The organism is Sulfitobacter sp. (assembly GCF_041552635.1).
GTDB lineage: Bacteria > Pseudomonadota > Alphaproteobacteria > Rhodobacterales > Rhodobacteraceae > Sulfitobacter.
Genome location: NZ_JBFEKM010000129.1, coordinates 1 through 11,856, shown reverse-complemented (window position 1 = coordinate 11,856; position 11,856 = coordinate 1). Strand labels below are relative to the sequence as shown.

Below are 11,856 nucleotides of genomic sequence, written 5' to 3'. Positions count from 1 at the left end.
GGGGCCGCCACAACGCTGCGGTTGGCGGTTTGCGGTGCGCATATGGCGGGGTTGCCGCTGAACCACCAATTGACAGATCGTGATGCGGTGTTCGTGAAAAAGGCGCAGACCTCGGATGCATACCGGTTCTATGCCCTTGCTGGCGGGCCGCCCGCGCGGCCGGGGCTGGTGCGTGGTGCTGCGGGCTCAGGCGCACCCATCGCGCTTGAACTTTGGGACGTGCCGTTTGCCCACGTCGGCAGTTTTCTGGGCGGCATTCCAGCGCCCCTCGGGCTTGGCACAATCGTGTTGGAGGACGGATCGCAGGTGCAAGGGTTTATGTGCGAAGCAATTGCCACGGCAGACGCAAAAGACATCACTGAAATGGGCGACTGGCGGCGGTATATCGCGTCTTTGGCAGGCTAGGTTCGCGCTGCAATGGGTCGGGGTCGTGCTGCCAGAGGGTGAGGCCACGTCGGCGGTATCAAGAGGGAAATACGCATGACACAGCGCCAAATTCTTTTGGAAGGCGGGACTGTTCTGGTTGATAATGACCGGTTTGCGACCCTGTCCCTGCTGATCAGTGACGGGCGGATCAAGGCGTTGATCCCCGCCGGTGAAGGCCCCGAAGCGGCCGAGCGTGTCGATGCCAGCAATCGCCTTATCATGCCGGGGCTGGTCAACGGCCACACCCATTCACATGGTGCGTTGGGGCGGGGCGGGGTGCCTGATGACCTCCCGCTCGAGGCGTTTTTGTCCGGTGCTGCGTGGTTGAACGGGGCGCGTCATCAAGACGACCTGCATCTAAGCGCGCAGCTGTCGGCGGTCGAGTTGATCCGCAAAGGGTGTACCGCGTGTTTTGACATGTTCGTTGAGCTGCCCGGACCGACCGTGGGCGGCATCCATAGCGTCGCGCAAGCGTATCACGATGTCGGCATGCGCGCTGTTGTGGCCCCGATGATCGCGGACCAAACCATTTACCAAGCGCTGCCGGGGCTGATCGACACGTTTGACCCGCCGTTGCGCGACGCTGTTGCCGCTTTGACGCTGCCGGCTTGGCAAACGATCATGGCAAGCTGCGCGGACGCCTTTGGCAGTTGGCCCGTGCCCAACGATCGCGTGCGTCCTGGCATCGGCCCTACGATACCGCTGCATTGTTCCGTTCCGTTCTTGCAGGCCTGCGCGGCGCTGTCGCAGCAAGGCGGCATTCCGCTACAGACCCATCTGGCCGAAACCCGTTTGCAACAGGTGATGGCTGCGCAGAAATTCGGCACCAGTCTGACCGAGCATCTAGGCCGCTTGGGCGTCTTGAATTCGCATTTCAGCGGGGCGCACGGTGTGTGGCTGTCCAAGCCCGAGGCGGATCTGCTGGCGCAACACGACGCCTGCATTTGCCACAACCCGCTTAGCAATCTTCGGCTTGGATCGGGGATCGCGCCGGTGCGGATGTTGGCCGATGCGGGCGTGACCATGGGCGTGGGCACCGATGCGAGTAACACATCCGACGGGCAGAACATGTTCGAGGCGATGCGTCTGGCTGCCACCCTCAGTCGCGCGCAGACCTCTGACCCGGCGCAGTGGATCAGCACCCGCGCCGCACTGAAAATGGCCACCGAAGGCAGTGCGCGGATTCTCGGGCTTGACCGCGTGGGCAAGATTTCCGCCGGTTGGGTGGCTGATCTGGTGTTTCTGGACGCGGGATATTGCCACTATACGCCGCTGCGCGCCCCGCTGGACCAGATCGTTCTGGCCGAAAACGGTGCCGCCCTGCGCGAGGTGATGATCGCGGGCCGCTATGTCTTGGCCAATGACAGGATTCTGACGCTGGATGAAAACGCTTTGGTCGCGCGTGCCCGCACTATTGCAGAGCGTCTGGATCATGCCAACGCAGAAACCCGCCTGATGAACGAAGCCGCAGCCTTGGTCGTCCAAAGCTTTTGCCGCGGCAATTGCGACGGCTATGCGACGCGCCTAGCCTAGGTCGCAGATTTCTCATCTTTCCAGTCCACGCTTGCCATTCCTTTTTGATTAAGGGGCATTCTGAAGGCCGTTTCCGGTGTGATTATGTGTAGGATGCTGATATTAAACGGTAAAAAAATATGTGGTGCATTTTTTGCATCGTAATACTGAATTTATAGCAATAGAAGTAAGCGCTGATCCGACGCAAGCTTTGTCCAAGGCCGAATCCAATCGGCGCACCACCAGCAAGAGGGCTTTTCGATGACGGACCACACCACACGACGCAATTTTCTGAAAATGGGTGCCGCCGGGGCGTCCGTTTTGCCGTTTCTGCGGGCGATGCCGGCCGCCGCCCAAGGGTCTGATACGTTGGTTGTCGTGAACGGCCAAACCGTCAATTCGCTGGACCTGCACCGCACGGGCACGAACCGCGCGTCCTATCAGGTGTCGGTGAACTGCTACGACCGTCTGGTGTCCTTTGGCACCAAAGACGTGCCAAGCGGTGGCCTGTCCTATGATTATGAAACCATCGTCCCCGAACTTGCCGAAAGCTGGAGCACATCCGACGACGGGCTGACGATCACCTTCAAGATCAAGCCGGCCGCGACGTTCTGGGACGGCAGCAAGGTCACAGCAGACGACGTGAAGTGGTCGTTTGATCGCGCCGTCAGCGTCGGCGGCTTTCCGACAGTACAGATGAAGGCGGGCGGGCTGGAACGGCCCGACCAGTTTACCGCCGTGGATGCCGAAACCTTTACCGTGACGCTGGACCGTCCTTCCAAGCTGGCGCTTCCCGATCTGGCGGTACCGGTGCCGTTCATCATCAATTCGGCTGTAGCCAAGGCAAACGCGACGACCGACGACCCTTGGGCGATGGAATATCTGCACACAACGCCAGCGGGATCAGGTGCCTATAAAGTGCTGCGCTGGACGCCGGGCGAACAGCTGGTCTACGAGCGGAATGACGACTGGGCCGGTGGTCCGATGCCCGCGATCAAGCGCGTTGTCGTGCGCGAAGTCCCAAGCCCTGCCACCCGCCGTGCCCTGATTGAACGCGGCGATGTGCAGGTGTCGTTTGACATACCCGACAAGGATGCCGCCGAACTGGCCGACAAGCTGACCGTCTATTCGACGCCGGTTGAAAACTGTATTAACTGCGTCTGCTTGAACACCAATTTTGAACCTTTCCAAGACGCAAACGTGCGCAAGGCGCTGGCCTATGCGATGCCCTACGAGGCAATCTTTGAGGCGTCAGCCTATAAACGCGGTGCGCCGCTGTGGGGGGGGGAGGCCGAGATTACCGATACCGCCTGGCCGCGCAAGACGCAGTACGCCACCGATCTGGACATGGCGCGCGCCTATATGGCGAAATCCGGATTTCCCGACGGTTTCGAGGTACCCTTGTCAATCAGCACCGATCTGGCTTGGATGGAACCTGCAGCACTGCTGATCCAGGAAAGCCTTGGCAAAATCGGGATCACGGCTGAAATCGACAAAATACCCGGCGCGAACTGGCGCACGGCGGCCTTGGTCGAAAAACGTCTGGACCTGCATCTGGATAACTTTGGTGGTTGGCTGAACACGCCTGATTATTATTTCTTCTGGGCCTATCAGCACGGGCATCTGTTCAATTCCTCGAACTACCTCAACCCCGAGGTCGAAGACCTGGTGAACGCCACCTTGCATATGCAGATGGACGATCCCGAATATGCCCCTAAAATCAAACGCATGTTCGAAATCGTGCTGGAGGATCTGCCGCGTATTCCACTGTACCAGCCTGCGTTGAATGTGGCGGTAAACGGGGCCGAGGGCTACGAATTCTGGTTCCATCGCCAGCTTGATGTGCGCCCTCTGGCGGCGGGTTAAGGTCCTGTCCAGCCCCGCATATCCCAGACTGCGCGCCATCGCATTGCGTGTCGCGCAGTCAATTCCCGTCGTCATCGGCGTGGTGCTGATCAGCTTTTTGCTGACCCGCGCCTTGCCCGGCGATCCGGCCGCCTATTTTGCCGGTGCCGCTGCGGATGAGGCGTCCATTGCCGAGGTCCGCACCGCCCTTGGTCTGGACAAGCCCCTGATCCAGCAGTTTTTTATCTATGTCGGGGATTTGCTGCGGGGCGATCTGGGGCAATCGCTGCTCAGCGGGCAGGCGGTCGCGCAGGATTTGGCCAAACGTCTGCCCGCCTCGCTAGAGCTGACGCTGACAGCGCTGGTGTTGTCCTGCGCCATCGCCATTCCCTTGGGCATTCTGGCCGCGACGCGTCCGGGGTCATGGGTGGATCACCTGTGCCGTGTGGTGGTGACGGCGGGGGTATCGCTGCCGACGTTCTTTACCGGAATCGTGCTGATTTATGTGTTCTATTATTTGCTGGGCATCGCGCCGTCGCCCTTGGGGCGGCTTGATTTCATCTATCTTGATCCCGACCACGTCACCGGTTTCTATCTGATTGACGCGGCCCTGATGGGCGATTGGGAGACATGGCGCGGGGCGGCCAAACAACTGGTCATGCCTGCAATTACTCTGGCGCTGTTCACGCTTGCGCCGATCGCCCGGATGACCCGCGCGTCGATGCTGACGGCGCTGTCCTCTGATTTCATCCGCACCGCGCGGGCGGCGGGGCTGTCCAACGGCAAGGTGCTGTACGGCTATGCCTTTCGCAACGCGCTGCTGCCCGTGGTCACGACGCTGGGCATGGTGTTTTCCTTTGCGCTCGGGGCCAACGTGCTGGTCGAGAAAGTCTTTGCATGGCCCGGCATCGGATCCTATGCGGTCGAGGCCTTGGTGGTGTCCGATTACGCCGCCGTCCAGGGCTTTGTGCTGGCCATGGCGCTGCTGTTTGTGGTGCTCAACCTTGTGATTGATCTGCTCTACACTGCGATTGATCCGCGCATCGGGTTTAGTTCAAAATGACCGATATACCCTTGAAACAAAGCCGGAAAACATCTGGCGGGTTGGATCACCTGATCTATGTTCTGCGGGCCAATCCGGTGACGATGATCGCCTTCGGAATGTTCGCGCTGATCGTGCTGTCTGCGATCTTTGGACCCGCGCTGGTGCCCTATGATCCGTTGCAAACCAATGCATCCAACGCGCTGCAAGCGCCATCATGGGATCACTGGTTTGGCACCGATAACGTCGGCCGCGACGTGTTCAGCCGCGTGATCGTCGCAACGCGGTTGGATCTGTCGATGTCGCTGGCGGCGGTGGCGCTGTCCTTTGTCGTGGGGTCGGTTTTGGGCAGCATCGCGGGCTATTGGGGCGGCTGGCTGGACATCGTCTTGAACCGCATCCTTGATACGATCATGGCGTTCCCGCTGTTCGTGCTGGCGATGGGGATCGTTGCGGCCCTTGGCAACACGATCGAGAACATCATTTACGCCACGGCGGTGATCAACGTGCCGTTCTATGCCCGCCTTGTCCGCGCCGAGGTCAACATTCGCCGCGAGGCCGGTTTTGCGCAGGCGGCCAAACTGGCGGGCAATTCGGACGTGCGCGTGCTGGCCATGCACATATTTCCCAACGCGCTGCCGCCGATGATGGTGCAGGTGTCGTTGAACCTTGGTTGGGCGATCCTGAACGCGGCGGGGCTGTCTTTCATCGGGCTTGGCGTGCGTCCACCCACGGCTGAATGGGGGATCATGGTGGCCGAAGGCGCGAATTTCATCGTCTCGGGCGAATGGTGGATGGCGGTGTTTCCGGGGCTGTGGCTGATGATTGCTGTCTTTACCTTTAATCTTCTGGGCGACGGTCTGCGTGACATCGTTGACCCGCGCAAAAGGACCTGAGCCTATGTTAAGCGTCAAAGACCTTGCCGTGTCCTTTCAAACCCGTCGCGGGGCGGTGGATGCGGTGCGCGGGATCAGTTTCGATCTGGCCAAGGGGGAAATCCTTGGGATCGTGGGCGAAAGCGGGTCGGGTAAATCCGTGACCTCTTATGCCTTGATGCGGATCTTGGATCAGGGCGGCACGATCAAGGCAGGCGAGGCGACGTATTCGGGCATTGACCTGCGCCGCGCCGCTGAACGGGACATGCGCGACATCCGCGGGCGTGAAATCTCGATGATATTTCAGAACCCTCGGGCGGCGCTGAACCCGATCCGCAAGGTCGGCCACCAGATCGAAGACGTGCTGCGCCAGCATGCCCGCGCCAGCCGTCAGGATGCCCGCGCCAAGGCAATTGCCGCCCTCAAAGCCGTGCGAATCAACGACGCTGAGGCGCGCTATGACGCCTATCCGTTCGAATTGTCGGGCGGCATGTGCCAACGCATCGTATGCGCCATCGCACTGGCCTGTGATCCGCGTCTGCTGATCGCGGACGAGCCGACAACCGGGCTGGATATCACCACGCAAAAGGCGGTGATGGACCTTGTGCGCGACCTGATCCGCGAACGCGCGATGAGCAGCCTGTTGATCACCCATGACCTTGGCCTTGCGGCGCAATATTGCGACCGTATCATGGTGATGAAAGACGGGCTGATCGTTGAACAAGGTGATCCCGCGCAGATTTTCAGCGACCCGCAGCACAGCTATACCCGCAAGCTGGTGGATGCCACGCCGCGCATCGGCGAAAGCATCCGCAGTCTGTTGCCTCCGCAGGACCGCAAGCCTGAGCCGCCGCATCAGGTGCTGGATACGCCGCTGGTCGAGGTGCGCAACCTGACCAAGACCTATCGCGGCAAATCCGGTCCGGTTCATGCGGTGAAAGGCATCTCATTCACGATTAAGCAGGGCCAAAGCGTAGGACTGGTGGGCGAAAGCGGATGCGGTAAATCCACCACCTCGGAAATTCTGGTGCGGTTGATGGATGCGACCAGCGGCGACATTATGTTCGAGGGCGAAAACATTGCGGCGATCCCGGCCAAGGGCTTTGCCCGCAATCCGCGCCGCGCGCAGATACAAATGGTGTTTCAAGACGCCACAGACAGCTTGAACCCGCGTCACACCGCGCGCCAGACGATTGCCGAACCTTTGCGCCGCCTGAGCGGCCTGCGCGGGGCCATGCTGGCCGCGCGGATCGACGAATTAGCGGTGCTTGTCGGCCTGCCGTTGCCGCTGCTGGACCGGTTCCCGCATCAATTGTCGGGCGGACAAAAGGCCCGCGTGGGGATCGCCCGCGCCGTCGCCCTTGAGCCGAAATTCCTGATCTTGGATGAACCGACGGCAGCGCTGGATGTGTCCATTCAAGCCGTCGTGCTGAATCTGCTGGTCGATCTGCGCGCCAAGCTGGGCATGACCTATTTGTTCGTTAGCCACGACCTGCATGTTGTCCGCCTGCTTTGCGACCATGTGATCGTGATGAAAGACGGCGAGATCGTGGAACAAGGTCCGGCGCAGCAGGTGATGTCGACCCCGCAGAACGCCTATACCAAGACGCTATTGGCTGCCGCCCCGAAACCGCCCGCACGCCGCAAGGTGGCCTGAGGGGCGATCAGGCGCGCTGTGGTTCAGGGGATCAAGTCGGGGATCTGGTTGCGGCAATAGCTGTGGATGTCGCCCGCGCGGGTCAGCCAGATGTCGTCGCGCCGTGCGGCGATGTGGGTCAGTGCGCGGCGCAGATGGCGCAAACGGTAGGGCTGACCGACCAGATAGGGGTGCAAGGCGATCCCCATGACCAGTGGCTGATCCACCGATTGTTCCAGCATCTCGTCGAAATTGTCGATGATCATATCCGCGAAAACGGCGGCACCGTCCTTGCGCGCAGCGATGGACGGAATATCGTTGACCTCTTGCGGATAGGGGACCGACAGCAGCCGCCCGCCTGCCGTGTCCATCCAGACCGGTTGATCATCCATGCACCAGTTCAAGCTGTAGCCATAGCCGGCCTGTGCCAGCAGGTCGGGGGTGTGCAGGCTTTCCGCGATCCACGGCGACAGCCAGCCTTGCGGGGCGAGCCCTTCGGCATCTTTCAAGACTTGGGTGGCCTCTGCGATCAGCGTGGCCTCGTCCTGTGGGGGCAGCACGCTTTGGCGTTCCGAATTGGTCCGCCCGTGACCCACGATTTCGTCGTTTCGCGCGCGAAACGCGGCCATCAGGTCGGGCGCGTAGTCATACATCGCTGAATTGGCAATCACGCTGACCGGCAGGTCCAGCGCATCGAACATGTCGCGCATCCGCCACGCGCCCACCCGGTTGCCATAGTCGCGCCACGCATAGTTCAACACATCCGGTTGCGGCCCACCGGGGGCTAGTTCTGCGCCCAGACCTTCGCCAAAGGCAAAATGTTCAAGGTTCAGCCCGATATAAACCGCCAGACGCTTGCCGTTGGGCCAGGTGTAATCGGCGCGATCGGTGATGGCGCGGTAGGCATAGCGCCCGTGATCCTTGACCATATCTAAAGCTCCGCTTCGGCCAGTCCGGCCTTGTGCAACAAGATTTCGGCGCTGTCATTCCAGACATCCGTGCCGATGATCTTGTCGCCGCGCACGACGAATTTGTCCATATAGCGGTTGGTCTCAAAGGGGGTCCCGTCCTTCCATTCGCCGTACAGATATCCGGTGTTGTAGACGTGGACATCGCCCGTTTCAGGATCAAGGGCTGCATCGGTACGCAGGAACCGTTTCTTGACCCACGCATAGCGTTTGGCGTTGAAACCCGCACTTTGGTCAGGGCGGGTGAATTTGCGGCCTCCGGTGAAAACCAGCGTGAAATCATCGCTCACATAGGCCGCCGCACCTTGGGGATCAGGCACCATGGAGCGTTCAAGATAGGCCTCGACGATGGCTTTTGCAGTAATCAGGGGATCGGTTTTCGGGTCCATTGGGGCACTTTCGTCGGGATGGTTTCAGGCTTGGGGCAGATCGGGAGGAAATGGAGAGCGCGCGCCCGACCCAAGGCCGGACGCGCGCAGTGGCATTTTCAGTTAATCTCAACCTCAAAGCTGCGGGTGTCAGCAGGCGGCAGGAACGAGCGGTCAAAGATTTCCGATGCTTCGGGCAGGCGCTCAAGACCGTAGCCTTCGGCGACAATCGCGATAGAGCGTGTCAGACGTTCGTCCACCAGATCACCCATGCCGATCTCTGCGGTTTCAGCCGCGTTCATCAGGTTGGTCAGCGCGAATTCAAGGCGCGCGCGCTCAAGCTCGGGATCGACAAGGTTGTCAAAGGCCATGATCGCCTCGACCGCGATGTCTTGATCCTTGGCAATTTCCAGCGTGGCACGGTTTACCGCACGGACCAGACCGGCAACTGCGTCCGGATTTTCGGTCAGCATCTCGCGCGACACCATCATGCCGTTGGAATACAAGTCCATGCCGTACTCTTCGAACTGGAACCAGTTGTAATCGGCGGCGGGGTCCTGACGGTTGGCAATCAGGTTGAACCAGCTCGTGATCGTGAACACAAACGCGCCGTCAATGTCGCCGCGGATCATCATCGGTTCTTGTAGGTTAGGTGCCATGTTTTCCTGCGCGACCTTGTCGATGTCGACGCCGTTCAGCTTGGCAAACACTGGGAACAGCCGTGTCGTGGGTGTACCTTGGGCACCGCCCAGACGTTTGCCTTCGAAATCGGCGGGCGTTTCAATCCCTGCGGATTTTGGCGTGACAATCGCAAAGGGCGGACGGTTCCACAGTTGATAGACCATGACCGGTGCCTCGCCCGGGCGGGCGGCGGCGTTCTGGATGATGGCGTTGATGTCGCCAAACCCGGCATCATAGGCCCCACCCATGATCCGCGTCACAGTGGCGGCAGACCCTTCGCCCTGATCGATGGTGACGTTCAGGTTTTCATCGGCGAAATATCCGCGGCTTAGCGCCATCAAAAACGGGGCGTCGCTGCCTTGGGTTTTCCAGCCTAGGGTGAACCGGATATCGGTCATCTCGGCAAAGGCGGGGGTGATCCCGGCGATCAATGCGAATGTCGCGCCCAAAAGTGTATGCTTCATCAAAGCGTTCCTTGTGTTGAGGTGAGAGGGAGGTCAGGTGATAGAGAAGTCATTGCCGCGAGTGGCCCAGCCTGTGACCCGGCGTTCAAGCACGGAAAACAGCGCGTAAAGGGCGACGCCCAGCAGGGCGAGGATGATCAGACCCGCAAAAACCAGCGAGACTTGAAAGTTCGATGACGCGGTCATCATCACATTGCCGATGCCACGGTTGGAGGCCACGGTTTCCGACAGCACAGCGCCGACAAAGGACAAGGTGATGGCGACCTTAAGTGCTGCAAAGAAATACGGCATCGTGCGCGGCAAGCCGACGTTCCACAAGATTTCCGACTTTGACGCGCCCAGAGTTTTCAAGACGTCCTCGAGGTCGGGTTCGGTTGCGGCCAACCCCGTGGCGATGTTCACAACAATCGGGAATACGCAGATCACCATGGCCGTCAGGATCGCAGGCGTGGTGCCCGACCCGAACCACAGAACAAAGATCGGCACCACAGCCACCTTGGGGATCGACGAAAAGCCGACCAGCAGGGGATAGGCCACGGCATAGGCCACCTTGGAGGTGCCAACGACCACGCCAAGGGCAACGCCGATAGCAACGCCCAGAACAAAACCGGTCAGCGTGGAATAAAGCGTTTGCAGGATATGGGGCAGAAGGATCGGGAACTTGACCCACAAGGTCACCATAATCTCTGACGGGCGCGGCAGCACCAGATCTGAGACATTCAGCAGCACACACAGCACTTCCCACATCAGGAAAAAGCCGAAGATCAGCGAAAAAGACATCATCCGTATACGATTTTTTTCGGTCATTTTGTGGCCTCTATTTACGGACCTGAGCGATCAATTCGCGCAGGCCTTGGGTCATTTCGACGAATTCGGGGCTGTAGATCATGTCGATGTCACGCGGCTGCGGGATGTTCACCGTCTCGTCCGATATGATGCGGCCGGGGCGCGCGCTCATCACGCAGATGCGGTTGGCCAGAAACCCGGCTTCGCGAAGGTCATGGGTCACCAACAGCACGGTCGGTTTACGCTCAAGATACAGGTCCTGCAAAATCTGCCACAGTTCTTCGCGGGTGAACTGGTCAAGCGCGCCAAAGGGTTCGTCCAGCAGCAGCAGATCGGGTTCATGGATCAGCGCACGGCACAGGTTTGACCGTTGCAACATGCCGCCCGACAGTTGCCATGGGTAATGCCCCGCAAAATCGCTCAGGCCCACTTGCCCAAGAAGCTGGTGCACCCGGTCGCGGAATTCGCCTTTGCGCTCTGCCCGAAAGCGCGCCTTGAAGGGCTGCACGATCTTGAGCGGCATCATCACGTTCTGTTCAATCGTCAGCCACGGCAGCATCGTGGGGTTCTGAAACGCCATCCCGATGCGCAGCTGTTTTGCGGAGGCTTCGCGCCCGCCGACCAGAACGACGCCATCCGACGGTTTGATCAGGTTGCTGACCAGCCGCAAGATCGTGGATTTGCCGCAGCCCGATGGACCGACGAGGGCCAGAAAATCACCGTCGGGCAATTTCAGGTTCGTGGGGGCCAAGGCGGTCACGGCCATGTCGCCGCTGCCAAAGACGACAGATGCATTCTGAAGCTCGAGCGCATTGCGGGCGCGCACTGTGCGCGGGGCCTCGGGGGGGCTTTGGGTCGGGGGGAGAGGTGCTGCTATGTTCATGACTTCATAATCAGCGGCACTGATCGAGTTGGAACAACCAAAAGTAAAAATCTTTAGAATTAAATCGAGGTGATGATTTATTGAGCGCTAAGGCGGATTAGCGCGTAAAAATCGTGCAGATGGAAAGGTGCTCAGCTCCACCCCAGGTCAGGTAATCCTGACTAATCGTCTTTTGAATAAGTCGATTCGGCAGATATCTATGGCACCCTTCACCGCGAAAATGACCAAAGCTCGGCCATGGGGCAAAGAACAGCGATTATGATCAGACCGGCTTTCTGATCCGCAAGTAAATGAATGATGACTTAAATAGGCCGGCGATTAGCGACCCGTTAGCTCTCTTGCGCGATGCCAAGATAGCTCAAGATCACCT

10 protein-coding genes and 1 pseudogene are annotated in these 11,856 nt (G+C 59.7%); 6 read left to right on the top strand and 5 right to left on the bottom strand.

Translation table 11 applies throughout. The annotated features are described in order from the left end of the window. From ABYT07_RS14755 to ABYT07_RS14730, 6 genes and pseudogenes are all read left to right on the top strand, one after another. Positions 1 to 405 (top strand): annotated as a pseudogene (locus ABYT07_RS14755) (allophanate hydrolase); the annotation flags it as partial. Positions 406 to 480: 75 nt separating this feature from the next. Next, complete coding sequence (locus ABYT07_RS14750) at positions 481 to 1,959, top strand: amidohydrolase family protein (protein ID WP_372992803.1); 1,479 nt, start codon at positions 481 to 483, stop codon at positions 1,957 to 1,959. A gap of 240 nt (positions 1,960 to 2,199) precedes the next feature. Next, on the top strand, positions 2,200 to 3,804 hold the full coding sequence (locus tag ABYT07_RS14745; RefSeq protein WP_372992802.1) for an ABC transporter substrate-binding protein: 1,605 nt from the start codon (positions 2,200 to 2,202) through the stop codon (positions 3,802 to 3,804). Then, the gene (locus ABYT07_RS14740; protein WP_372992801.1) at positions 3,779 to 4,846 is read left to right on the top strand and encodes an ABC transporter permease; all 1,068 of its coding nucleotides are present in this window, start codon (positions 3,779 to 3,781) and stop codon (positions 4,844 to 4,846) included. Before ABYT07_RS14745 ends, ABYT07_RS14740 begins: the two co-directional genes overlap by 26 nt. Next, positions 4,843 to 5,721: an ABC transporter permease gene (locus tag ABYT07_RS14735; RefSeq protein ID WP_372992800.1), complete on the top strand. Its 879-nt coding sequence runs from the start codon at positions 4,843 to 4,845 to the stop codon at positions 5,719 to 5,721. Before ABYT07_RS14740 ends, ABYT07_RS14735 begins: the two co-directional genes overlap by 4 nt. Before the next feature lie 4 nt (positions 5,722 to 5,725). Next, on the top strand, positions 5,726 to 7,357 hold the full coding sequence (locus ABYT07_RS14730; protein WP_372992799.1) for a dipeptide ABC transporter ATP-binding protein: 1,632 nt from the start codon (positions 5,726 to 5,728) through the stop codon (positions 7,355 to 7,357). A 23-nt stretch (positions 7,358 to 7,380) separates the two neighbouring features. Here the strand turns inward: ABYT07_RS14730 and ABYT07_RS14725 are convergent, their stop codons facing one another. The 5 genes from ABYT07_RS14725 to ABYT07_RS14705 form a co-directional block, all read right to left on the bottom strand. Continuing rightward, positions 7,381 to 8,265, bottom strand: coding sequence for a polysaccharide deacetylase family protein (locus tag ABYT07_RS14725; protein ID WP_372992798.1), 885 nt, complete (start codon positions 8,263 to 8,265; stop codon positions 7,381 to 7,383). A gap of 2 nt (positions 8,266 to 8,267) precedes the next feature. Beyond that, positions 8,268 to 8,693 carry a nuclear transport factor 2 family protein gene (locus tag ABYT07_RS14720; protein WP_372992797.1) on the bottom strand — a complete coding sequence of 142 codons (426 nt, stop codon included), beginning with the start codon at positions 8,691 to 8,693 and terminating at the stop codon, positions 8,268 to 8,270. A 98-nt stretch (positions 8,694 to 8,791) separates the two neighbouring features. Then, entirely contained in the window at positions 8,792 to 9,817 is a 1,026-nt protein-coding gene (locus ABYT07_RS14715; protein ID WP_372992796.1) for an ABC transporter substrate-binding protein, read from the bottom strand. Between the two features lie 33 nt (positions 9,818 to 9,850). Beyond that, positions 9,851 to 10,624, bottom strand: coding sequence for an ABC transporter permease (locus ABYT07_RS14710; protein WP_372992795.1), 774 nt, complete (start codon positions 10,622 to 10,624; stop codon positions 9,851 to 9,853). A 10-nt stretch (positions 10,625 to 10,634) separates the two neighbouring features. After that, positions 10,635 to 11,486, bottom strand: a complete 852-nt coding sequence (locus tag ABYT07_RS14705) for an ABC transporter ATP-binding protein (protein ID WP_372992794.1) — start codon at positions 11,484 to 11,486, stop codon at positions 10,635 to 10,637. Between the last annotated feature and the right edge of the window lie 370 nt (positions 11,487 to 11,856).

What these genes read in the sequence shown, in the direction of transcription:
- ABYT07_RS14750 (WP_372992803.1), top strand. Translation starts at nt 481, where the DNA reads ATGACACAGCGCCAAATTCTTTTGGAAGGCGGGACTGTTCTGGTTGAT.
- ABYT07_RS14745 (WP_372992802.1), top strand. Translation starts at nt 2,200, where the DNA reads ATGACGGACCACACCACACGACGCAATTTTCTGAAAATGGGTGCCGCC.
- ABYT07_RS14740 (WP_372992801.1), top strand. Translation starts at nt 3,779, where the DNA reads ATGTGCGCCCTCTGGCGGCGGGTTAAGGTCCTGTCCAGCCCCGCATAT.
- ABYT07_RS14735 (WP_372992800.1), top strand. Translation starts at nt 4,843, where the DNA reads ATGACCGATATACCCTTGAAACAAAGCCGGAAAACATCTGGCGGGTTG.
- ABYT07_RS14730 (WP_372992799.1), top strand. Translation starts at nt 5,726, where the DNA reads ATGTTAAGCGTCAAAGACCTTGCCGTGTCCTTTCAAACCCGTCGCGGG.
- ABYT07_RS14725 (WP_372992798.1), bottom strand. Translation starts at nt 8,265, where the DNA reads ATGGTCAAGGATCACGGGCGCTATGCCTACCGCGCCATCACCGATCGC.
- ABYT07_RS14720 (WP_372992797.1), bottom strand. Translation starts at nt 8,693, where the DNA reads ATGGACCCGAAAACCGATCCCCTGATTACTGCAAAAGCCATCGTCGAG.
- ABYT07_RS14715 (WP_372992796.1), bottom strand. Translation starts at nt 9,817, where the DNA reads ATGAAGCATACACTTTTGGGCGCGACATTCGCATTGATCGCCGGGATC.
- ABYT07_RS14710 (WP_372992795.1), bottom strand. Translation starts at nt 10,624, where the DNA reads ATGACCGAAAAAAATCGTATACGGATGATGTCTTTTTCGCTGATCTTC.
- ABYT07_RS14705 (WP_372992794.1), bottom strand. Translation starts at nt 11,486, where the DNA reads ATGAACATAGCAGCACCTCTCCCCCCGACCCAAAGCCCCCCCGAGGCC.